Raw genomic sequence first — 22262 nt, 5'->3', positions numbered from 1 at the left:
CCGACGCCTCCCCAGCGAAAACCAGGCACTAGGTAGGGATACTCCATGACGTACGTATATCGGTTCGGCGGCGGCGTTTCGGACGGGGGCAAGGGCGACCGGAACTTGCTGGGGGGCAAGGGCGCGAATCTTGCCGAAATGGCGTCGATCGGCCTGCCGGTCCCGCCGGGGTTCACGATCTCGACAGATTTCTGCGCGGTCTATTATGACGAGGGCGGGCAGTTCCCACAGGGTCTGCGCGACGAGGTCGCCACCGGCATCGCGCATATCGAGGGCATCACCGGCAAGCGCTTCGGCGACGCCGCCGACCCGTTGCTCGTCTCGGTCCGCTCGGGCGCGCGCGCGTCGATGCCGGGCATGATGGACACCGTCCTCAACCTCGGCCTCAACGACCAGACCGTCGAAGGCCTCGCCGCTACGTCGGGCGACGCGCGCTTCGCGTGGGACAGCTATCGCCGCTTCATCCAGATGTATTCCGACGTCGTGCTCGAGCTCGACCATGGCGCGTTCGAGGAAGCGCTCGAGATCGCCAAGGAGGACCGCGGCTACTTCCTCGACACCGATCTTACCGCCGATGACCTGCGCGAACTGGTCGCCGAATATAAGGGCCTGGTCGAGCAGCAGTGGGGCAAGCCCTTCCCGCAGGACGTCCATGATCAGCTGTGGGGCGCGGTCGGCGCGGTGTTCGGCTCGTGGCAGTCAGAGCGCGCGAAGGTCTATCGCCGGCTCAACGACATCCCCGCAAGCTGGGGCACCGCGGTCAACATCCAGGCGATGGTGTTCGGCAATATGGGCGACACCTCGGCGACGGGCGTGGCGTTCACGCGCGACCCCGCCAAGGGCGACCGCGCCTATTACGGCGAGTTCCTGATCAATGCGCAGGGCGAGGACGTCGTCGCCGGCATCCGCACCCCGCAATATCTGACGACTGCGGCGCGTGAGGCGGCGGGCGCCAAGCCGCTGTCGATGGAAGAGGCGATGCCCGTCGTGTTCGCCGAGCTGGCGAAGGTGTTCGACCTGCTCGAGACGCATTATCGCGATATGCAGGACATCGAATTCACCGTGCAGCAGGGCAAGCTGTGGATGCTCCAGACGCGCTCGGGCAAGCGCACCGCCAAGGCCGCGCTCAAGATCGCGGTCGACATGGCCGAAGAGGGCCTCATCAGCCGCGAAGAGGCGGTCGCGCGGATCGACCCTGCCGCGCTCGATCAGCTGCTCCACCCGACGCTCGACCCCAAGGCCACGCGCGACGTGCTGACCAAGGGCCTGCCGGCGTCGCCCGGCGCGGCCTCGGGCTTCGCGGTGTTCGACAGCGACACCGCCGAGAAGCGCGCCAATGCGGGCGATTCGGTGATCCTGATCCGCACCGAGACCTCGCCTGAAGACATTCACGGTATGCACGCCGCCCGCGGCATCCTGACCGCGCGTGGCGGGATGACCAGCCACGCCGCCGTGGTGGCGCGCGGCATGGGGCGGCCATGCGTCTCGGGCGCGGGGTCGATCTCGATCGACGCCAAGGCCGGCGTGATGAAGGTCGGCGAGCGGGAGATCCGCGAGGGCGATCTCGTCACGATCGACGGCACCACCGGCGAAGTGATGGCGGGCGAAGTCCCGACCGTGCAGCCCGAGCTGTCGGGCGATTTCGCGGCGCTGATGGTGTGGGCCGACGGCGTGCGTCGTCTGAAAGTCCGTGCCAATGCCGAGACGCCGCTCGACGCCAAGGTCGCGCGCGAGTTCGGCGCCGAGGGCATTGGTCTCTGCCGTACCGAGCATATGTTCTTCGATGCGCAGCGCATCACCGACGTCCGCCAGATGATCCTCGCCGAGGACGAAGCCGGCCGCCGCACTGCGCTCGACAAATTGCTGCCCGAACAGCGCAGCGACTTCGTGCAGCTGTTCGAGGTGATGGCGGGCCTGCCCGTCACGATCCGTCTGCTCGACCCGCCGCTCCACGAATTCCTGCCGCATGAGGAAGCCGAATTCGCCGAAGTCGCGCGTTCGGCAGGGATCGATATCGAGGTGCTCAAGCGTCGTGCCGCCGAGCTCCACGAGTTCAACCCGATGCTCGGCCATCGCGGCTGCCGCCTCGGCGTGACCTACCCTGAAATCTACGAGATGCAGGCGCGCGCGATCTTCGAGGCGGCGATCGAGGTCGCGGTCAAATCGGGCGCCGCACCGATCCCCGAGGTGATGATCCCGCTCGTCGGCACCGCGCGCGAGCTCGAGCTGATGAAGGCCGTGGTCGACAAGGCGGCCGAAGCCGTCTTCGCCGACAAGGGGCAACGCATCGAATATCTCGTCGGCACGATGATCGAGCTGCCGCGTGCCTGCCTGATGGCGGGCGAGATCGCCGAGATCGGCGAGTTCTTCTCGTTCGGTACCAACGATCTGACGCAGACCACCTTGGGCGTCAGCCGCGACGACGCCGCGCGCTTCCTCACCACCTATGTCGAGCGCGGCATCTACGCGCGCGATCCGTTTGTCTCGCTCGACGTCGAGGGCGTCGGGCAGCTGATCGGGATGGCGGCGGAGCGGGGCAGGGCGGCACGGCCCGGCATCAAGCTCGGCATCTGCGGCGAGCATGGCGGCGATCCCGCGAGCATCGCGTTCTGCGAGGCGACCGGCCTCGATTACGTCTCGGCCTCGCCGTATCGCGTGCCGATCGCACGGCTGGCGGCGGCGCAGGCGGCGCTAGCGAAGCAGGGGTAAGTCTCGTGGCGGAGCCGGCGGCGTTGCGCGCCGGCTACGCCACGAGTCCTTCCGCCTCCGCATCCATCGACCCAGCGCGCAGCGAAGCCGCTTCGCTGCGCCAGCGGTTGCGCGCGATATAGCCCGCGGGCAGATCGAGCCGCGGCTCAAGCGCCAGTTCGTCCTCTGCCGAGAGCGTTTCGATATCCTCGAAGCGCACCAGGGCGAGGCTGAACAGCCGCATCGCGAGCATCGGATCGATCCCGCTGATCCGCGTCAGATCGTCGCGCGGGCGGTCGGTCGGCGCTGGCAGTTGCGGCGTGGGGGAAGGTGCAGGTGGAATCGCGAGCGGCTCCGCGGTCGCGGCCTCGGCCAAGGCAGCGCCGCTCGCAGCGGCACCGCCGCGCAGCCGCGCGATCGTCTGTTCGGCATCGGCATGGTCGGCGTGCAGCGCCGTCAGTTCGTCCTTCAGGTCGGTCGCGCGCTGCTGCGCTGCGCGCAACCGGTCCTCGACATCGCGGTGATAGGTGGCGAAGCGCGCGGCCTGGCCCTGCGCGCGCCGCTTCCATCTGGCGGCCCGCGGCGCGCTCGCCAAACCGAGCAGCCAACCGGCTAGCAGCGCGACCGCCAGCATGACGACCTGTTCCGCTGAGGTGAACAGCATGGCCTCATCCCCCGACATAATATCGTGAGATAAAATGCCGTTAACCACGCCCCGCGGCAAGAGCGCTCGCGCCTGGCCTCAGTGGATGAGCGCGTCGGAGATCGAGCAGGCAGCCGGTCCGAGAATTACGACGAACAGCACCGGCAGGATGAACAGGATCAGCGGGATCGTCATGATCGCCGGCAGTCGCGCAGCCTTTTCCTCGGCGCGCATCATGCGTTCGTTGCGGAACTCGCCCGACAGCACGCGCAACGCGCTGGCCAGCGGCGTGCCGTATTTCTCGGTCTGAATCATCGTCGTGACGACGCCCTTGATCGCGTCCAGTTTGACGCGTTGCGCAAGGTTCTCGAACGCCTGGCGGCGCTCGGACAGGAAGCCGAGCTCGATCGCGGTGAGCGTGAATTCGTCGCCCAGTTCGGGATAGGCGCGGCCCAGTTCGCGTGCGACGCGCTGGAACGCGGCATCTACGGTGAGTCCCGCTTCGGCACAGATCACCAGCAGGTCGAGCGCATCGGGCAGGCCCTTCTGGATCGCCTGCGAGCGTTTGGTGACGAGATTGTTGAGATAGAGGTCGGGTGCCTTGTACGACAGCACGAAATTCATCGCGACCAGCGCATACGCCTTCCACGGCGTCCACCCTGCGAACATCGACGTGCCGTAGACGACATAGACGCCGAACACGCCCCACGTCAGCGGGAGCATGAGCCGGCCGAAAATGACCGCGACGGCGTATTCCTTCGAGCGGATGCCGGCCTGCATCAGCTTGATCTGCGCCGCCTTGACCTGGCTGTCCTGCAACACCTTGAGGCCCGACAGCAGCGCCTTGATGCGGTCGGTCGTCTCGTTCTTGGTGACGAGCTTGGCGCGGCGCTTGGTCGAGGCGGTGATGCCCGCCTTGAGCTGCTCGCGCCGGTCGTTGAGCGCCTTGACGCGCTTGGTCATCGGGTCGCGCGCGGTGGTCGCGGCATAGACTGCGAGCAGCACCATCAACGCGGCGACGCCGGCCAGGAGGGTCGCGACGGTATAGACGTCGATGCCGAGGATATGCGGGCCGGTGGGCGAGCTGACGGGGTTCATCGCATCAAATCTCGAAATTGACCATGCGGCTCATGATGAAGGCGCCGAGCCCCATCCAGATCAGCCCGCCACCGCCGACGACCATCAGCCGCTGATCGACGAAGAAGTTCTGCATGTAGTTGCCGTTGATCATCCAGATCAGCCCGAACACGATGAACGGCAAAGACCCGACGATATAGGCCGAGGCCTTCGATTCGGACGACATCGCCTTGATCTTGAGCTTCATCTGACTGCGCATGCGCAGCACGTTGGCGAGGTTGGCGAGCGTTTCGGCAAGGTTGCCGCCGGTCTCGCGCTGGATCGCGATGGTGATGACGAAGAACTGGAATTCGGGCGTGCCGAGCCGGTCGGCGGTTTCCTGGAGCGCCGCGTCCATCGTCCGGCCGATCTTCATCTTGTCGGTGATGTTCTTGAACTCGACGCCGACCGGGCCATCGACCTCGGCGCCGACCACCGCGATCGTCTCGGTGATCGGCAGGCCCGAGCGCAGGCCGCGCACGAGCAGCTCGATCGCGTCGGGGAATTTGGCGGTGAACTTGGCGATCCGGCGCTTGATGTAGAAGCCGACCACCATGTGCGGAATGCCTGCGCCGACGACGATGCCGAGCAGCAGGCCGAGCAGCACCGGCAGCCCCACGATCGACAGCAGGATCGTCACCGTCATCGCGATGCCGATCGTCGCCATGCCATATTGGCCGACGGTCCAGGTCTTGCCGGTCATCGCCAGGCGCTTCTTGAGCAAGGCGGGGCGCGGCAGGAAGCGCGCCGCGGCGGCATCCATCTTCGTGCCCTGCATCGCCGAGATGCGGCGCAGCTGCGCATCGGCCAGCGTATTGGCCGAGTCGCTGTGCCGCGCGCGCAGCGCCGCGACCCGGCGCGTGCGAGCACGTTCGGGCGAGGGGCCGGCAAAGGCGAACGCGATCAGCATCAGCATGATCAGCGCGCCGCCACACAGCGAAAGAACGGGCATCAAGTCCATTGGCCTATCAAGCGCTCCGCTTCGTTACGACGGCGTTTACGGCGCCCCCAAAACCCGACATTGGCGTGCAATCACGCCTTCTTCTTGCGCGAAACCATCGCCTTGAAGTCGAACTTGCCGACCAGCGAGGGGCCCTTGCCCGCCGGTTTCTTCTTTTCCACGCTGTCGATCGGCTCGGCCGAATCGCCGACCGCCATCAATTTCGTCGCGAGGTCGATGATCGGCAGGACCGTCTTCGAGCCCTTACCCGCCTCGGCGAAGGGCTTGCCGAGCTTGGCGGATTGCGCCGCGAGCTTCTGGTCGAAGACGACGCTGATATCGATCTTGCGTTCGATCGAGCCCTCGAAATCCTTGCGGCTGATCTCGAGCTGCGCGGTCGGCTGCACGCGGTTCGCGACGACCACGACCTGCGTCTGCGGCGCGTTCGATTTCATCCACGACAGCAGCCGGATCGTGTCGCGCGCCGCGGCAAGCGTGAGTTCGGTCACGATCACAGCGACCTGGATGTCGGAGATGAGATGCGGATGCTGCACCAGCATGCCCCGCGGCAGATCGACCACAGTGCATTCGAACGCGGCGCGCATCTCCTCCTGCAACTGGTAGAAGGCCGAGCCGTCGGTCATCAGCGGCGAATTGATCGGCGCTTCGGCCGACAGCACCGAGAGCCGCTCGCTCGACTTGACCATCGCGCGTTCGATGAACAGGCCGTCGATCCGGCTCGGATTCTCGATCGCGTCGGTCAGGCCGCGCCCGGGCTCGAGATCGAGCGACAGCGCGCCTGTGCCGAAATGCACGTCGAGATCGAGCAGGGCGGTGGTCCGCGCGCCCTTCTCGCTCAGTACCCAGGCGACCGAGGTCGCCATGCTCGACGCGCCGACACCGCCGCGCGCGCCGATGAACGCGGTCGAGATGTGCGGCCGCTCGGTCGAGGCCTCGACCGCCTTGGGCGCGTTGAGGATCGCCTGCGCGTTGGTGAACGCCTCGCGCAGCATGTCGGGGTTGAGCGGTTTCAGCAGATAATCCTGGATCCCGCTGACGACCAGATCGCGGTAGAGCCGGACATCGTTGACCTGGCCCGCCGCGATCACCACCGTGCCGGGCTCGCACACTTCGGCGAGCGCGTTGATGTCGTTGAGCGGATCGCCGCTTTCCGAAAGATCGACGAACAGGATCTGCGGCGAGGCCGAGACCGAAAGCGACTGGACCGCATTGCGCAGGCCACCCTTGTTCACCTTTTCGGGCGCCCAGCCCATCTCGATCGCGATCGGCCGCAGCGTCTCGGCCGTGGTCTCGTCGCAGACATAGGCGGAGAAGGGATCGCGCAGACCTATCCGGCCTGGATTGAACGGTGCGTTCATTATTTGCCCCCGGCGCTTTCGGCCTTGATGGTGGTGCCACCCGCGCCGCTCGGCACGGCCTTGCGGAAGCTGTCGATCGCCTTGGCCGAAGCGACCTGATCGGCGACGCCGGTGCCGGTCTGGCCGAGCACGAGATCGGCCGGATTGGCGATCATCGCGGCAAGCGTCGCGTTGCTCGAGCAGCCGTAATTGGACGAGGTGTTCGATTCGAAATCGGTCGAGCTGTTGCGGCTATAGTCGGGGCAGCCGGGGACGCGTGCTTTCATGCGCGTGACGACGACGCGGATCGTGCCCGGCTGGACCGGCGCATTGGTGACCGGTGCATCGTCGGACACGAGCAGCCCGAAATGCGCGACCTGCCGTGCGACCGCGTCGCGCACTCCGGCGCCGTATGGGGCAGGGTCGTCGATCGCGACGCGGTCGCCATAGCCGACGCGCAGCGAGCTCATCCAGCCGGCGAGGCGCTGTTCCTCACCCGATGCGAGGTCGCCGCCGCTCGTCGCGACGTCGAGCGCGTAATCGGTGCGGCTGACGACCGGCTGGTGAACCGATTCGAGCCCGCGATTCTGCGTCCCCGCGCACGCCGTGACGAGCAAGGCGGGGAGCAGGGCGGATGCGATCAACAAGGTGCGCTTGACCATGGTCATGTTCCTCCGGCCTTAATTGCTGAAACCGGGCGCTGCGGTCGCGCCCTTTTTGGGGGTGCGTGCCGGGGCGGGCAGCGCCTGCAGCGGCGCGGCGGTGGTCCGCTCGCCCGGCGCCATCGGCGCGCGCATCGGCGTGGCGGATGCCGCGTCGCCAAAGCCCTGCGGCAGAGCATCGACCGGTGCCATCGTCGGCTTGGGACGATCGCCGCCATTGGTGCCTTCGCCGAGCTGGCCCATGATGACGCGGCCGAGATCGGTCGGCGCCTTGTAGCCATCGGTCGGCAGGACGATGTCGGCCGCATTGACCGGCTTGACCAGATACGGCGTGATCACGATCACCAGCTCGGTCTCGTTGCGCTGGAAATTGTTCGAGCGGAACAGGGTGCCGAGGACGGGCATGTCCCCCAGGCCCGGTGCCTTGTCGATCGAGTTGTTGTGGTTGTTCGACAACAGCCCGGCGATCATCATGCTCTGGCCCGAGCCGAGTTCGACCGTCGTTTCGGCGCGCCGCGTCGTCAGCGCCGGGATGTTGGTGCCCGACAGCGTGACCGCGCCCTGCGACGAGAGCTGCGACACTTCGGGGCGGACGTGGAGCGAGATTCGCCCGTCGGAGAGCACCGTCGGGGTGTAGGACAGGCTGACGCCATATTGCTTATATTCGACCGAAACCGCACCGAGCCCCTGCGAGATCGGGATCGGGAATTCGCCGCCCGCCAGGAACGAGCCGGTCTCACCCGAAATGACGGTGATGTTCGGATTGGCAAGCGTGCTGACCTGGCCGTCGGTCTCGCCGAGATCGAGCGACGAGATCAGATCGACGCCGAGCACGCGCCCCGCCGCGGCCAGCGTGGTGCCCGACGCGACAGCCGAGATCACGCTGGTGCCGGTGTTGCCGGTGGTTACCCCGGTGCCCAGCGCGCCGCCGGGCGTGTACTGCGTTGGCCCGCGACCTTGGCCCAGGCCGAACTTGAAGCCGCCGGTGCTGTCGGCCGAGCTCAGGTTGACGCCGATCTTCTTGACGAAGCTGCGGCTGACTTCGGCGATGCGCACCTGCAGATTGACCTGCAGCGGGGTCGCCGCGCGCAGCCGGTTGATCACGCCGATCTTGAGGCCGGTCTCGGTTCCCGGCGCGACGCCGGGGTTGAGCAGGCCGGTGACAAGCCGCTGCGCCGCCGCGCTATCCTCGGGCGAGACGACGGTGCCGGTCAGCACCGCAATCTGGCCGACCGTGGTGACGCGGATGTCGCTGTCGGGCATGGCGAGCTTCACCATCCGGTCGATCGATGTCAAATTCTGGCTGACGCGGATGTTGGCGGAATAGATCACCGCGCCGTTCGACGACGTCGCGAAGAGCGTCGATTCGCCGAAATCCTTGCCGAACAGATGGATCTGGCGCGGGTTGCTGACATAGACGTCGGCCACCCCCGGGTTCGAGATCCACACGTCGCTGACATTGCCGGGCAGATTGATCAGCTCGCCCTGCCCGGTCGACAGCGTGACCTCGTTGGTCGGCCGCACCGTGCCCGTGGGGGCCGATCCGATATGCGTCACGGCGTGGCTGGCCGGGTGGGCGGGCGAACCCCGCCGCGGCGGCTTGGCGCCCGCGCCCAGCGCCGGGATCGGCGCGCCGACGACCAGCGCCGTCAGAACCGTCGCCGAGACGGCGCGGTGCAGAAAGCTGAGGCTGCGCATTACTTCTTCCCTTCGACGGCGACGTCGGTCACCGCATTGCCGCGAACGATATGGACCATCGGTCCGGCGGACACCGCACCCCCCCCGGGGAAACTGGCTGCAGCGGGCATCGAAGCGCCCGCCGGGCCGGCCTGGGCCGCCTTTCCGGGCACCGTGCTGCGCTGGAAGCGCGAGACGTCGGCGCCGGTCGCCATCGTGCCGCTGCCCGCCGAGGGCGAGCTCGCGATCCGCGTCAGCATCGCCTTTTCGGCCTTGGGATCGTCGGGCATCGTGACGTTACCGCTGGCGATCGCCTGTTCGAGGTCGCTATTATTGTCGGCGATCGAGCGCAGCGACAGCGAGAGCGAGCCGAGCGTCTGCGCGACCGCAATCTGTTCGGCGATCTTGGGCGTCGCCTCGATCGTCACGTTGGAGAAGGTGCGGACGACCGACTTGCCATCCTCGCCGACGCCATTGTCGGTGCGCTGATCGGTGGCGAGCACGCGCAGGTTGCGCATGATCGTCTCGGCCGCCTTGAGCGGCGGGCCGTCGCCGCCGCCGGGGACTGCTTGCGTCAGGATCAGGTCGATCCGGTCGCCGGGAAACACGAAGCCCGCGACGCTCGTCTGCGTCTGGACCGGAACGGTGACGGCGCGCATGCCTGGCCCGAGCGCCGCGGCAAGGAACCCGCGGTCGCCCGGCTTGACCAGGGCGCCCTGCGTCAGCGGCTGTCCGGCGGTGATCGCGTTGCGCACCACGGTGCCGATCAGCGTGCGCTGGTCGAACCCGTCCTTTTTGATGAAATAGGCGTTCTCGACGAGTTCCTTGGGCCACGGCTGATACTTCAGCGCGGTGGCGTCGAGGATTGTCCCGACCGGCAGCGCCTTGGTCGCGACGAGCACTTCGGGCCCGTTGATGGGCGGGGCGACCATGGCGGCAGCCTGCGGTGCCGCACTGCCGACGATCAGCGATCGCGCCATGAACGCGGTGATCGCAGCGACGATCAGCGCTCCCACCAGCAATAGGACCTTGCGACTATCCATCTCGAACCTTTCGAACGTGGGCGGTTGAGCCCGCGTTAAGCAATCACACCGAAGTGGTTAAAAAGCGGTTCACGAAGCGCGAACAGCGCGGCGATCGCGATCGCGACTCCATAGGGAATCTCGATTTGCGTGGTGCGGCGACGCAGGCGATGCTCGATCATCAGCAGTGCCGTCAGCACCCCGCCGATCAGCGACATCACGATCAGCATCCACACCAAGGGCACCAGCGGCAGCCAGAGGGCGAGCGCGCCGATCATCTTGACGTCGCCGCCGCCCATCCAGCCGAACTGGAACGCCGCGACGAACAGCGCGAACACGACCAGCGCGATCCCGAGCTGGGCTGCCATGTCGGGCCAGACCGCGAGCCCGCACGCCCACCAATAGAAGGGCGCGAGCACAGCGATCGCGGCGTTCTTCCAATTGGCGATCTCGCGCGTGCGCGCATCCTGGATCCCGGCCGAAACCAGGAGCAGCGCCAGCATCGCCAGCAGCACCGTTGCAAGAGAGTCCCCACTCATGCGGGAAAGCCCTAGACGACAGGCCTTTCAAAACCGTAACCACGATCCATGGTTTCCCCCCAGCTGTATCGACGCGCGATTCCCGCTGCGGCGCGGATCACGCGCTGGACCGCGCCCGACGGTTGGGTGCTGCGGCGGTTCGACTGGCCGGCAAACGGGCGCGCGCGCGGGCGGATGCTGTTCCAGGGCGGGCGCGGCGATATCTTCGAGAAATATCTCGAGGCGTTCGCGCATTGGCAGGCGCAAGGCTGGTCGATCACCTCGTTCGACTGGCGCGGGCAGGGCGGATCGGGCCGGCTGTCGCCCAATCCGCATGTCGGGCATGTCGAGGATTTTCAACACTATATCGACGATTTCCGGGCGTTCTGGGCGGAGTGGATCGCCGAGGGCGGCACTGGACCGCACGTCGCGATCGGGCATTCGATGGGCGGGCATCTGCTGCTGCGTGCGCTTGTCGAGGGCGCGGTCGCGCCCGACGCGGCGGTGCTGGTCGCCCCGATGCTCGGGCTGCACAGCCCGCTCGGCGCGACGCTTGGCGAGCGGCTGGCAGGGATGCTGGCGGGGATCGGCGACGCCGCGCGGCCGGCATGGCGCGGCAACGAGAAGCCCGCGACGACCGAGACGCGACAGGCGCTGCTGACGCACGATCAGGAGCGGTATGAGGACGAGATCTTCTGGCAATCGAGCAAGCCCGACCTGCTGCTCGGCCCGCCGAGCTGGCGCTGGGTGGCCGAAGCCTTCGGCTCGACTCGGCGGCTGCGCGCCGATCCGCGGCTGACGACGCTTGCCGTGCCGCTGCTGTTCGTGGTCCCCGAGAATGACAAATTGGTCGCGCCCAAGGCGGCGTACAGCGTGGCTGCCAAGCTGCCCGATGCGCAGGTCGCGCGCTTCGGCAAGGAAGCAGCGCATGAAATCCTGCGCGAGGTCGATGCGGTGCGCAGCCGCGCGATCGGTGCGATCGACGGCTTTCTGGCGCAACGCGCCTTCGGGAAACGCGCATGACGCACTATGATGTCGCGATCGTCGGGGCGGGGATCGCGGGCGCGAGCCTTGCCGCCGCAGTCGCGCCGCACGCCTCGGTCGTCTTGCTCGAGGCCGAGGATCTGCCGGGCTATCACGCGACCGGACGATCCGCGGCGTTCTGGTCGGAAACCTATGGCGGACCGGGGATCCAGCCGCTGACCACCGCTTCGGGGCCGGCGCTGCGCGCGGGCGGCTTCCTGCAGGATCTCGGTTCGCTCCATATCGGCCGGGCCGAGGATGCGGCAGCGATCGACGCGTTTATCGCCGCCTTCGCTGGCAGCGGCGTCGCGCTCGAGCGTGTCGACCCGCACGCTTACGTGCCGGGCCTGCGCGCCGAATGGAGCCTCGGCATCTTCGAGGCAAGCAGCACCTATATCGACGTCGCCGCGCTCCACGCGCACTATCTCGCCCAGGCCAAGCGCGCGGGCGCGACGCTGCTGGTGTCGGCACCGCTGCAAGGTGCTACGCGCCGCGATGCGGGCTGGGAGGTTCAGACCGGCGCCGGCAGCGTCAGCGCGACGATCCTCGTCAATGCGGCGGGCGCTTGGGCCGACGAGGTCGCCCGGCTGGCGGGAGCGGCGCCGATCGGCATCACCGCCTATCGCCGCACCGTCGTCCAGCTCGCGACCGATCCGGCCGCGCCCGATACGCTGCCGCACATTGCCGACATTTCGGGCAATTTCTATTTCAAGCCCGAGGCGGGCGGGCGTTTGTGGCTGAGCCCGCATGACGAGACCGAAGCGGCGCCGGGCGATGCCCAGCCCGAGGAGCTCGACGTCGCGATCGCGATCGATCGGTTCGAGCATGTCGTCGATTGGACGATCACGCGCGTCGAGCGGCGCTGGGCGGGGTTGCGCAGCTTCGCGCCCGATCGCTTGCCGGTGTACGGCTTTGCACCCGAATCGCCGGGCTTTTTCTGGTTTGCGGGGCAGGGCGGTTTCGGCATCCAGACCGCGCCCGCCGCCGCCGCGGTGGCCGCCGCGCTGCTGCTCGGCACCGCGCCCGATCCGAGCGTCGCCGCGATCGACCCCGCACGCTACGCGCCTGATCGGTTCGTCACGGTGGCGTAACGAGCCGATTCGCGCTATCATTGCCGCGTATCGGGGAGGGCGACGATGGCGCACACATTCGTGATCGAGCAGAACAAGGCTGGCGAATATGTCGCCAAGTTCAAATACAATGCCGAGCTGATCTGGTGGACCGAGGGCTATTCGAGCAAGGCCGGCGCGAAGAACGCGATCGAATCGGTGCTCAAGAACGGCCCTGGCGCGCCGATCGAAGAAGCCTAACCGCGACGCCCTGCCAGCACTGCGGCGTCGCTCGCCAGGCGATCGGCGCGTTCGTTGTCGGGATGGCCGGCATGGCCCTTGACCCAAGTCCATTCGATCCGGTGCGGCTTGGCGGCGTCGAGCAGCGCCTGCCACAGATCGGCATTCTTGACCGGCTGCTTCGCGGCGGTCTTCCAGCCGTTTTTCTGCCAGCCTTTGATCCACTTGGTCAGGCCGTCCATCACATAGCGGCTGTCGGTCGACAGCGTCACGCGGCACGGACGCTTGAGCGCGTTGAGCCCTTCGATCGCCGCCATCAATTCCATGCGGTTGTTGGTTGTCGGATTTTCGCCGCCCGACAGTTCCTTTTCGGTCCCGCCCGAACGAATCAGCGCGCCCCAGCCGCCGGGGCCGGGATTGCCCTTGCACGCGCCATCGGTGGCGATTTCAACGGAAGTCATTTCAGCGGCAGTGTCGGTCATGTAAACAGGTCGTCCGTGGCATAGGTTTGGTAGCGGCGCAGATAGGCCAGCGGATCCTTGCGTGTCACCAGCGCATCGGCCGGCGTGTTGAGCCAGTCCCACGCGCGCGACAGGAAGAAGCGCAGGCAGGCGCCCTTGGCGAGCGTGCCGAGCTGCGCGCGTTCGGCGCCCGACAGCCCGAAGGTGGCGTCATAGCCTTCTATCAGCGCATCGCCGACCGCACGGTCGATCGACCGGCCCTCTGCATCGAACGACCAGGCGGTGTGCAGGATCGCGACGTCGAACGCGCGGATGTCGGTGCAGGCGAAATAGAAGTCGATCAGCCCGCTGACCTGGTCGCCGCGCATCAGCACGTTGTCGGGGAACAGATCGGCATGGATCGTCGCGGTCGGCAAATCGCGCGGCCAGTCGAGCAGCACGGTATCGAGCATCGCGCTTGCTTCGGCGTGGAGCCCGGGCGCGATCGTGTCGAGATCGGCCCCGCAGCGCTCGAGCAGCGGCTGCCATGTCGCCACCCCCATGGAATTCGCGCGAACGGCAGCGAAATCGGCGAACGCGGCGTGCATCCGGCCCATCGCCTGCCCGGCGGCGAACGCCTGGGCCGGGGTCGGGTGCGTCACCGAGACGCCCGGCAGGAACTGGATCAGGCAGGCGGGCCGCCCCTCGAGCATCTGGATCGAGACGCCGTCGCGGTCCTTGATCGCGGGCGGCACCGGATTGCCGCGCGCCGCGAGATGATCGAGCAGATCCATGAAATAGGGCAGGTCGCCGCCCTCGACGCGCTTCTCGTAGAGCGTCAGGATGAAGCGGTCGGTGGTCGTGTCGACGAGGTAATTGGTGTTCTCCACCCCCTCGGCGATCCCTTTCGAGGAGACGAGCTCGCCGACGTCATAGCGTGCGAGGAAGGCGGCCAGCAGCTCGGCCGAAACGGGTGTGTAGACGGCCATCGTTCAGGCCGCGGCGACGGCGTCGAGTTCGCGCGGCAGCTTGAAGACGATCGTCTCGCGCTTGGTCTCGACCTCCTGCTCGCTCACCGCATAGCGCGTCGCCAGCAGATCGACCAGTTCGCGCACCAGCACCTCGGGCGCCGAGGCGCCGGCGGTGATGCCGAGCGTCTTCACGCCATCGAGAAAGGCAAAATCGAGCTCGGCCGCGCGCTGGATGAGCAATGCCGGCGTGCCCTCGCGCTCCGCCACTTCGACCAGCCGGACCGAATTGGACGAATTCGGTGCGCCGATCACCAGCACGGCGTCGCAGGCATGCGCGATCGCCTTGACCGCGCTCTGGCGATTCGAGGTGGCGTAGCAGATGTCCTCGCCGCGCGGCGCGAGCATTGCGGGGAAACGCCGCTGCAGCGTCGCGACCACCGCGGCGGTGTCGTCGATCGATAGCGTGGTCTGCGTCAGGAAGGCGAGGCTGTCGGGGTCGGCCGGCGTATAGGCCTCGGCATCGGCGACGGTTTCGATCAGCGACATCGATCCTTCGGGTACCTGGCCGAAAGTGCCGACGACCTCGGGATGCCCGGCATGGCCGATGAAGACGATGTGGCGCCCGGCCTCGACCAGCCGCTCGGCCTGGCGATGGACGCGCGAGACGAGCGGGCAGGTCGCGTCGAGAAAGATCATCCCGCGTTCGGTCGCCTTGTCGGGAACCGCCTTGGGCACGCCGTGCGCCGAGAAGACGACGGGGACGCCCTCGGGCACCTCGTCGAGTTCCTCGACGAACACCGCGCCCTTGCCGCGGAGCATGTCGACGACGAAGCGGTTGTGGACGATCTCATGGCGGACATAGACCGGCGCGCCATATTTCTCGATCGTCAGTTCGACAATCTGGATTGCGCGATCGACCCCGGCACAAAAGCCGCGCGGCGCCGCGATGATCAAGTCGAGTCTTGGCTTGGAAGCGGTCACCATCAGGGCATGAGCCTACGCGATTGCTTGCGCGGGCGGAAGGCGGTTCCTATGGTGTGCGCGCCATCTGCACCGAAAAACCTCCTCGGTCAGCGGATTCCTTTTGCATGAATAAGGTGCGTGCCCCCGTGACAGTCCGGAAATCGACCATCGCCGCTCCAGTGCTCCTGCTGTCGGCGCTTTCGCTGCTGGGCGGGTGCAAGCATACCGGCGATTTCGACGAGACCGGCGGCATCACCGCGATCCGCAGCGCCTGCCCGAGCGTCGAAGTGCCCGCGCATACCGGCGACGTGACGCTGTTCGACCCCGCCACCAGCCGCGACTCGAGCGCGATCGACGTGACCGCGGTGCTCACCAACGTGCGCTCGACCTGCGACGATACCGGCGCCGACGTGCTGACCAACGTCACCTTCTCGGTCGAGGGGCGCCGCGTCCGCACCGAAGCGCCGCGCGACGTTACGCTGCCCTATTTCGTGACGGTGGTGCAGGGCGGCAACGCCGTCGTCGCCAAGCGGGTCGGGCGTGCGGTGCTCCATTTCGACGCCGGCCAGGCACGCGCTGTGGTGCAGGCCACCGGCACCGCGACGGTGTCGCGCGCCGCGGCGACGCTTCCCGACGACGTCCGCAAGAAGCTGACCGAGAAGCGCAAGGCGGGCGGCGACGATGCCGCGATCGATCCGCTGAGCCGCCCCGAAGTGCGCCAGGCGGTACTGCGCGCGACCTTCGAAGCGCTGGTCGGTTTCCAGCTCACCGACGACCAGCTGAAATATAACGCGACGCGCTGATATGCCGCGTTGACTCGCTTGCTGCAGCGCGTCAAACCGAATTGGTCGATGGAGGGCAACCTTCATAGGCACGCGCGGGAGAGTGTCCGGGGATCCGCAAGGATCAGCCGGGCCGCCGAAGGAGCAACCGCCCCGGAATCTCTCAGGCAACCGGACCGCGCGGGCTAACGACACTCTGGAAAGCGCTTCCGCCGCGTTGGTGGGGCCACCGAAGGGGTAAGCCTGCAACACGCAGGTCAAAGCTCTCAGGTATCCGTGACAGAGGGGGCGGTGTGAGATTCGGCGCTGGGGCGTCGAGCCGCGCCGTAGTCCCAGCACGGAAGGCCCGACATGAGCGACACCGAGATTCCCGACGAGATCGCCCCAACTGAATTTCCGGCGCAGACGCTGCCGCTCGACGGCTGGCACCGCGCGCAGGGCGGGCGGATGGTCGAATTCGCCGGCTATCACATGCCCGTCCAGTATGAAGGCATCATGGCCGAGCATCTGTGGGTGCGCGAATCGGCCGGGCTGTTCGACGTCAGCCATATGGGCCAGCTCGTCTTCCGCGCCGAGGGCGGCGCCGACGTCGTCGCTGCGCTCGAAGCTTTGCTCCCGGCCGATATCGCCGGGCTGGGCGAGAACAAGCAGCGCTATTCGCTACTGCTCGCCGAGAATGGCGGTATCCTCGACGATCTGATGGTCACGCATCTGCCCGCCGCGAGCCCGTTCGCGGTGGACGAGGAAGCTGGCGAACCCGCCGAGCCCGCGGGATGGTCGCCGCTCGACGCGTCGCCGACCGATCCCGATGCGCCAACTTTCTACATGGTCGTCAACGGTGCGACCAAGATCGACGATATCGCGCATCTGCTCGAATTCCTGCCCGACGGCATCGCGATCAACCATCTCGAGGAGCAGGCGCTGCTCGCGCTGCAGGGGCCCAAGGCGGTCGATGCACTCGCGCGACTGGTGCCGGGTGTCGAGGCGATGGTGTTCATGACCGCGGGCGCGTTCGACTGGAACGGCGTGCCGCTGTGGATCAGCCGCTCGGGCTATACCGGCGAGGACGGTTTCGAGATTTCGGTGCCGGGCGAGCATGTCGTCGCGCTTGCCGATGCGCTGATCGCCGAGCCCGAGGTCAAGCCGATCGGCCTTGGCGCGCGCGATTCGCTCCGGCTCGAGGCGGGGCTGCCGCTCTACGGGCACGACCTCGACCCCGACACGACGCCGGTCCAGGCCGATCTCGGCTTCGCGCTGTCGAAGCGCCGCCGCGAGGCGGGCGATTTCATGGGTGCCGCACCGATCCTCGCCGAGCGCGCCGCCGGCGCCGCGTCCAAGCGCGTCGGCCTGCTGATCGCCGGTCGCCAGCCGGTCCGTGAGGGCGCCACCGTCGTCGATGACAGCGGCGCCGACATCGGCCGCGTCACCAGCGGCGGCTTCGCGCCGAGCGTCGGTGCGGCGATCGCGATGGCCTATGTGCCGACCGAGCTCGCGGCGCCGGGCACCACCGTTACTTTGTCGCAGCGCGGGAAGGTCCACACCGCGACCGTCACCGCAATGCCTTTCATTCCCCACCGCTACGTCCGTGCAGGAGGTCCAAAATGAGCCGTTATTTCACCGAAGACCATGAGTGGGTCGATGTCGATGGCGATATCGGTACCGTCGGTATCTCCGAATATGCGCAGAGCCAGCTCGGCGACATCGTGTTCGTCGATGTCCCCGAAGAGGGCAAGGAACTGACCAAGGGCGACGAAGCCGCCGTGGTCGAATCGGTCAAGGCGGCATCCGACGTCTATTCGCCAGTGTCGGGCACCGTGATCGAGGGCAACCCCGCGCTCGCCGACACGCCGGGCCTCGTCAACGAGGAGCCCGAGAGCGACGGCTGGTTCTTCAAGCTGACGCTGTCCGATCCCGACGAGCTGAGCGGCTTGATGGACGAGATCGCCTACGCGGCGTTCGTCGAGAAGCTCTGAGCCTTCCTCCCCTCCCTGGAAGGGAGGGGATCGAGGGGTGGGTCGCTCTCAATGGGAACGTCACGCCAGCCTCATGCCGACCCACCCCCAGCCCCTCCCTTCCAGGGAGGGGAGAGGATTGATTGATGCGCTACCTGCCCCTGACCCAAATCGATCGCGACGCGATGCTCGGCGTGATCGGCGTCGCGACGATCGACGATCTGTTCGTCGATGTGCCCGAAGCCGCGCGGCTCGACGGCCCGATCCACGGCCTGCCGATGCACGCCAGCGAAATGGCGGTCGAACGCCACATGAGCGCACTCTCGCGCAAGAACCTCACCGCGGGTGACGCGCCCTTCTTCCTCGGCTGCGGCGCATACAAGCACCACGTGCCCGCGAGCGTCGATCACCTGATCCAGCGCGGTGAGTTCCTCACCGCCTACACGCCGTACCAGCCCGAGATCGCACAGGGCACGCTGCAGATGCTGTTCGAGTTCCAGACGCAAGTCGCGCGTCTGCTCGGCACTGACGTGGCGAACGCCTCGATGTATGACGGTTCGACCGCCTGCTGGGAAGCGATCGGCATGGCGCGGCGCATCACCAAGCGCGGCAAGGCGATTCTCTCGTCGGGGCTCCACCCGCATTACGTCTCGGTCGCCAAGACGATGGCCAAGTTCACCGGCGACGCGCTCGAGACTTCGGCGCCGACGCTGGGCGCGGACACCGATATCGACGCGCTGATCGCGGCGATCGACAAGGATACGTCGTGCGTCGTGGTGCAATATCCCGACATTCTCGGCCGCATCGCCGATCTGAAGCCGCTCGCCGATGCATGCCATGCCAATAAGGCGCTGCTGATCGCGGTCGTGACCGAGCCGGTCGCGCTTGGCGCGATCAAGGCGCCGGGCGAGATGGACGCGGATATCGTGGTGGGCGAGGGGCAGTCGCTCGGCGTCGGCCTGCAGTTCGGCGGGCCCTATGTCGGCCTGTTCGGCTGCAAGGAAAAGTACGTCCGCCAGATGCCGGGCCGGCTGTGTGGCGAGACGCTCGATGCCGATGGTCGCCGCGGCTTCGTGCTGACGCTCAGCACGCGCGAGCAGCATATCCGCCGCGAGAAGGCGACGTCGAACATCTGCACCAATAGCGGCCTGTGCGCTTTGGCTTTCTCGATCCACATGACCTTGCTCGGCGAGGCTGGCCTGCGCCAGCTCGCGGCGATCAACCATGCGGGCGCGGTGGCGGCGGCCGAGCGGCTGTCGCAGGTGCCGGGTGTCGAGCTGGTGACGACGAGCTTCTTCAACGAATTCACGCTGAAACTGCCGGTCGAGGCGCGGCCGATCGTGCGGACGCTCGCCGATCGCGGGATCCTCGCGGGCGTTTCGCTCGGGCGGCTCTATCCGGGCGAGGATGCGCTGGCGAACGGCCTGGTCGTCGCCGTCACCGAGACGACCACCGCGGAGGACGTCGAAACGCTTGCCGCCGCGCTTCAGGAGGTACTGGCATGAGCATCAACGCAAGCGGATGGCGCCCCGAAGCGCCGATCTCGGGTGGCAAGGCTAGCCCGACGACCACTGGCAACAAGGCGCTGATGCTCGAGGAAGCGCTGATCTTCGAGATCGGCGATACGACGACCACCGGTGTCGACCTTGTCGAACCTGTCGCCGCCACCTCGCGGCTTGGCGACCTCGCCCGCACCGCGTCGATCGGCCTGCCCGGCCTGTCCGAGCCCGAAACGGTCCGCCACTATACCCGCCTGTCGCGCCAGAATTACGGGATCGACCTCGGCTTCTTCCCGCTCGGCTCGTGCACGATGAAGCACAACCCGCGGCTCAACGAGAAGATGGCGCGACTCCCCGGTTTCGCCGACATCCATCCGCTCGCACCGGTGCAGACCGTGCAGGGCGCGCTCGAGGTGATCCAGCAGCTCGCGCACTGGCTGGTGACGCTCACCGGCATGGACTCGGTCGCGATGAGCCCCAAGGCCGGCGCGCATGGCGAGCTGTGCGGCGTCCTCGCGATCCGCGCGGCGCTCGAGGCGCGCGGGGAGGGGCACCGGAAAATCATCCTCGTCCCCGAGAGCGCGCATGGCACCAACCCGGCGACCGCGGCGTTCGCCGGCTATAGCGTCGAGGACATCCCCGCGACCGCCGATGGCCGTGTCGACACCGAGAAGCTGATCGCGCGACTCGGCCCCGATGTCGCGGGCGTGATGATCACCAACCCCAACACCTGCGGCCTGTTCGAGCGCGACATGCGCGTGATCTCGGATGCGGTGCATGCGGCGGGCGGTCTCGTCTATTGCGACGGCGCCAACTTCAACGCGATCGTCGGGCGCGTGCGGCCGGGCGATCTCGGCATCGATGCGATGCACATCAACCTGCACAAGACCTTCTCGACGCCGCATGGTGGCGGCGGGCCGGGCTCGGGACCGGTGGTGTTCTCGAAGGCACTCAGCCCCTTCGCGCCGCTGCCCTTCGTCGAGAAGACCGACGACGGCTTCCACCTCGTCGAAGAGGAAACCGCGGGCGAGCATCATGCCGGCGCGTTCGGCCGGATGGTCGCGTTCCATGGCCAGATGGGCATGTTCACGCGCGCACTGACGTACATTCTCAGCCACGGCGCCGATGGGCTGCGGCAGGTGTCGGAAGATGCGGTGCTCAACGCCAACTACATCCTGCGCAGCCTCGACACGACGCTCGACGCGCCGTTCGGTGGTTCGGGGCCGTGCATGCACGAAGCCTTGTTCTCCGACGAGAACCTCGCCGACGGCTTCTCGACGATCGACGTCGCCAAGGGGCTGATCGACGAGGGCTTCCACCCGATGACGATGTACTTCCCGCTCGTCGTCCACGGCGCAATGCTGATCGAGCCGACCGAGACCGAGTCGAAGGCCGCACTCGACCAGTTCATCGTGGCGCTTCGCTCAGTCGCCGAGCGGGCGAAGGCGGGTGATGTCAGCCTCAAGTCCGCGCCGCATTTCGCACCGCGCAGCCGGCTCGACGAAACGCTGGCGGCGCGCAAGCCGATACTGGTATGGAAGGACCCGGGACTCGCGCAAGCCGCGGAATAACGGGGGGAATACATGCAGGTGCATCAGGTTCAGGCCAGCTGGCAGCAATATGCCATCATGGCGGTGGTCTTCGTCATCGTCTTCGCGATCCGCGGACGGAGCTTGATGCGCGTGCGACCGCTCAAGGTCGAACAATTGTGGATCGTGCCCGCGATCTACGCCGTGGTCGTCGCCTATCTGTTCGTCCGGTTCCCGCCGACGCCGCTCGGCTGGGGCGTCGCGATGCTCGGTCTGGTAATCGGTGGCGCGATCGGCTGGCAGCGCGGCAAGACGATGCGGATCCATATCGATCCGCGACCGGGCTGTTGATGCAGAAGGGCTCGATCTGGGCGCTGGCGATCATCGTCGTGCTGATCGCGGTCAAGACGATCGCGCAGACCGAGGGCCAAGCGCTCCATTTTGACGTCGGCATGCTGGTCGATGGCTTGGCCACGCTGTCGCTCGGCATCTTCGCCATGGGGCGACTCGAAATGTACCTGCGCGCGAAACGCCTGCTCGAAGGCGCGCGCGTCTGAGCGAGCCCTGGATCCCGGCCGAGGCGGGCGTCGAGCCACGCCGCCATGCGCCCGCGACGCTGCGCAATCGCATGGCGATCGCGGACACGCTGCGCGGCGTGCTGCCTTTGTCGGGGACGGTGCTCGAGATCGCCAGCGGATCGGGCGAGCACGCCGCCTATTTCGCGGGCGAGTTCCCCGCGCTCGACTGGCAGCCGAGCGATCCCGACCCCGCCGCGCGCGTGTCGATCGCGGCGTGGTGCGAGGGTATCGACAATGTTCTCCCGCCGCTTGAGATCGATGCTGCGACCGCTACGTGGCCGGTCGATCGCGCCGATGCGGTGCTGTGCGTCAACATGGTGCATATCAGCCCGTGGGAGGCGACACTCGGGCTGATGGCCGGCGCGGCGCGGCTGCTTCCAGCAGGAACTCCGCTCATCCTCTACGGACCGTTCCTGCAATACGACGTGCCGACCGCGCAGAGTAATCTCCAGTTCGACGAGTCGCTACGTGCGCGCGATCCGCGTTGGGGGATCCGTTCAGTCGATGCGATGCGGGAAGCGGCGGCCGGGTTCGTGCTGGATGCGACGATCTCGATGCCCGCGAACAACCTGCTGCTGGTCTTCCGCCGCACGGAGTAGCGCGCGGCGGGGG

Annotated in this window: 23 protein-coding genes and 1 riboswitch; of the genes, 12 read left to right on the top strand and 11 right to left on the bottom strand. The window is 67.2% G+C overall.

The window, feature by feature from the left end; genetic code table 11:
* Positions 1–45: 45 nt before the first annotated feature.
* Entirely contained in the window at positions 46–2709 is a 2664-nt protein-coding gene (gene ppdK / locus EAH76_RS09470) for a pyruvate, phosphate dikinase (protein WP_140849962.1), read from the top strand.
* A 34-nt stretch (positions 2710–2743) separates the two neighbouring features.
* On the opposite strand, the gene EAH76_RS24250 is transcribed toward ppdK, so the two are convergent.
* From EAH76_RS24250 to EAH76_RS09430, 8 genes are all read right to left on the bottom strand, one after another.
* On the bottom strand, positions 2744–3352 hold the full coding sequence (locus EAH76_RS24250) for a hypothetical protein (RefSeq protein WP_194150962.1): 609 nt from the start codon (positions 3350–3352) through the stop codon (positions 2744–2746).
* A 78-nt stretch (positions 3353–3430) separates the two neighbouring features.
* Positions 3431–4429 carry a type II secretion system F family protein gene (locus tag EAH76_RS09460; protein ID WP_140849961.1) on the bottom strand — a complete coding sequence of 333 codons (999 nt, stop codon included), beginning with the start codon at positions 4427–4429 and terminating at the stop codon, positions 3431–3433.
* A gap of 4 nt (positions 4430–4433) precedes the next feature.
* On the bottom strand, positions 4434–5408 hold the full coding sequence (locus EAH76_RS09455; protein WP_140849960.1) for a type II secretion system F family protein: 975 nt from the start codon (positions 5406–5408) through the stop codon (positions 4434–4436).
* A gap of 71 nt (positions 5409–5479) precedes the next feature.
* Complete coding sequence (locus EAH76_RS09450; protein WP_140849959.1) at positions 5480–6766, bottom strand: AAA family ATPase; 1287 nt, start codon at positions 6764–6766, stop codon at positions 5480–5482.
* Positions 6766–7407 carry a CpaD family pilus assembly protein gene (locus tag EAH76_RS09445; protein WP_140850443.1) on the bottom strand — a complete coding sequence of 214 codons (642 nt, stop codon included), beginning with the start codon at positions 7405–7407 and terminating at the stop codon, positions 6766–6768. Before EAH76_RS09445 ends, EAH76_RS09450 begins: the two co-directional genes overlap by 1 nt.
* Before the next feature lie 18 nt (positions 7408–7425).
* On the bottom strand, positions 7426–9105 hold the full coding sequence (locus EAH76_RS09440; protein ID WP_140849958.1) for a type II and III secretion system protein family protein: 1680 nt from the start codon (positions 9103–9105) through the stop codon (positions 7426–7428).
* A complete protein-coding gene (gene cpaB / locus EAH76_RS09435) occupies positions 9105–10127 on the bottom strand; it encodes a Flp pilus assembly protein CpaB (RefSeq protein ID WP_140849957.1) in 1023 nt (340 codons plus the stop codon). The genes EAH76_RS09440 and cpaB overlap by 1 nt, the downstream gene beginning before the upstream one ends.
* 35 nt (positions 10128–10162) lie before the next feature.
* A complete protein-coding gene (locus EAH76_RS09430) occupies positions 10163–10645 on the bottom strand; it encodes an A24 family peptidase (protein WP_140849956.1) in 483 nt (160 codons plus the stop codon).
* Positions 10646–10693: 48 nt separating this feature from the next.
* Between EAH76_RS09430 and EAH76_RS09425 the strand changes: the two genes are divergently transcribed.
* From EAH76_RS09425 to EAH76_RS09415, 3 genes are read left to right on the top strand one after another with little or no spacing between them, the layout of a single operon-like run.
* On the top strand, positions 10694–11647 hold the full coding sequence (locus EAH76_RS09425) for an alpha/beta fold hydrolase (protein WP_140849955.1): 954 nt from the start codon (positions 10694–10696) through the stop codon (positions 11645–11647).
* On the top strand, positions 11644–12738 hold the full coding sequence (locus EAH76_RS09420; RefSeq protein ID WP_140849954.1) for an NAD(P)/FAD-dependent oxidoreductase: 1095 nt from the start codon (positions 11644–11646) through the stop codon (positions 12736–12738). Before EAH76_RS09425 ends, EAH76_RS09420 begins: the two co-directional genes overlap by 4 nt.
* Before the next feature lie 45 nt (positions 12739–12783).
* Positions 12784–12957 carry a YegP family protein gene (locus EAH76_RS09415; RefSeq protein ID WP_140849953.1) on the top strand — a complete coding sequence of 58 codons (174 nt, stop codon included), beginning with the start codon at positions 12784–12786 and terminating at the stop codon, positions 12955–12957.
* Here EAH76_RS09415 and rnhA read toward each other — a convergent pair.
* Genes rnhA through ispH form a run of 3 tightly spaced genes read right to left on the bottom strand, consistent with a single transcriptional unit; the run spans position 12954 to position 15331 of the window.
* Positions 12954–13418 (bottom strand): ribonuclease HI, encoded by a 465-nt coding sequence (gene rnhA / locus EAH76_RS09410; RefSeq protein WP_140849952.1) that lies wholly within the window; start codon positions 13416–13418, stop codon positions 12954–12956. The genes EAH76_RS09415 and rnhA overlap by 4 nt on opposite strands.
* Complete coding sequence (gene thrB / locus EAH76_RS09405; RefSeq protein WP_140849951.1) at positions 13415–14365, bottom strand: homoserine kinase; 951 nt, start codon at positions 14363–14365, stop codon at positions 13415–13417. The genes rnhA and thrB overlap by 4 nt, the downstream gene beginning before the upstream one ends.
* 3 nt (positions 14366–14368) lie before the next feature.
* Entirely contained in the window at positions 14369–15331 is a 963-nt protein-coding gene (gene ispH / locus EAH76_RS09400; RefSeq protein WP_140849950.1) for a 4-hydroxy-3-methylbut-2-enyl diphosphate reductase, read from the bottom strand.
* Positions 15332–15435: 104 nt separating this feature from the next.
* On the opposite strand from ispH, the gene EAH76_RS09395 reads away from it, so the two are divergent.
* From EAH76_RS09395 to EAH76_RS09365, 8 genes are all read left to right on the top strand, one after another.
* On the top strand, positions 15436–16113 hold the full coding sequence (locus tag EAH76_RS09395) for a hypothetical protein (protein ID WP_241659614.1): 678 nt from the start codon (positions 15436–15438) through the stop codon (positions 16111–16113).
* Between the two features lie 65 nt (positions 16114–16178).
* A riboswitch (glycine riboswitch) is annotated at positions 16179–16281 on the top strand.
* Positions 16282–16443: 162 nt separating this feature from the next.
* Entirely contained in the window at positions 16444–17697 is a 1254-nt protein-coding gene (gene gcvT, locus EAH76_RS09390; protein WP_140849949.1) for a glycine cleavage system aminomethyltransferase GcvT, read from the top strand.
* Complete coding sequence (gene gcvH / locus EAH76_RS09385; protein ID WP_140849948.1) at positions 17694–18065, top strand: glycine cleavage system protein GcvH; 372 nt, start codon at positions 17694–17696, stop codon at positions 18063–18065. The genes gcvT and gcvH overlap by 4 nt, the downstream gene beginning before the upstream one ends.
* Before the next feature lie 125 nt (positions 18066–18190).
* Positions 18191–19549 carry an aminomethyl-transferring glycine dehydrogenase subunit GcvPA gene (gene gcvPA / locus EAH76_RS09380; RefSeq protein WP_140849947.1) on the top strand — a complete coding sequence of 453 codons (1359 nt, stop codon included), beginning with the start codon at positions 18191–18193 and terminating at the stop codon, positions 19547–19549.
* A complete protein-coding gene (gcvPB, locus tag EAH76_RS09375; protein ID WP_140849946.1) occupies positions 19546–21114 on the top strand; it encodes an aminomethyl-transferring glycine dehydrogenase subunit GcvPB in 1569 nt (522 codons plus the stop codon). The genes gcvPA and gcvPB overlap by 4 nt, the downstream gene beginning before the upstream one ends.
* Before the next feature lie 12 nt (positions 21115–21126).
* Positions 21127–21423 (top strand): hypothetical protein, encoded by a 297-nt coding sequence (locus tag EAH76_RS24450; RefSeq protein ID WP_241659613.1) that lies wholly within the window; start codon positions 21127–21129, stop codon positions 21421–21423.
* Entirely contained in the window at positions 21423–21629 is a 207-nt protein-coding gene (locus EAH76_RS24445; RefSeq protein ID WP_241659612.1) for a hypothetical protein, read from the top strand. The genes EAH76_RS24450 and EAH76_RS24445 overlap by 1 nt, the downstream gene beginning before the upstream one ends.
* Positions 21626–22249: a DUF938 domain-containing protein gene (locus tag EAH76_RS09365; RefSeq protein WP_140849945.1), complete on the top strand. Its 624-nt coding sequence runs from the start codon at positions 21626–21628 to the stop codon at positions 22247–22249. The genes EAH76_RS24445 and EAH76_RS09365 overlap by 4 nt, the downstream gene beginning before the upstream one ends.
* Positions 22250–22262: the final 13 nt, after the last annotated feature.

This window comes from Sphingomonas glacialis, from assembly GCF_006439055.1.
Lineage (GTDB): Bacteria > Pseudomonadota > Alphaproteobacteria > Sphingomonadales > Sphingomonadaceae > Sphingomonas > Sphingomonas glacialis_A.
This window is presented reverse-complemented; position numbering and strand designations above follow the sequence as displayed.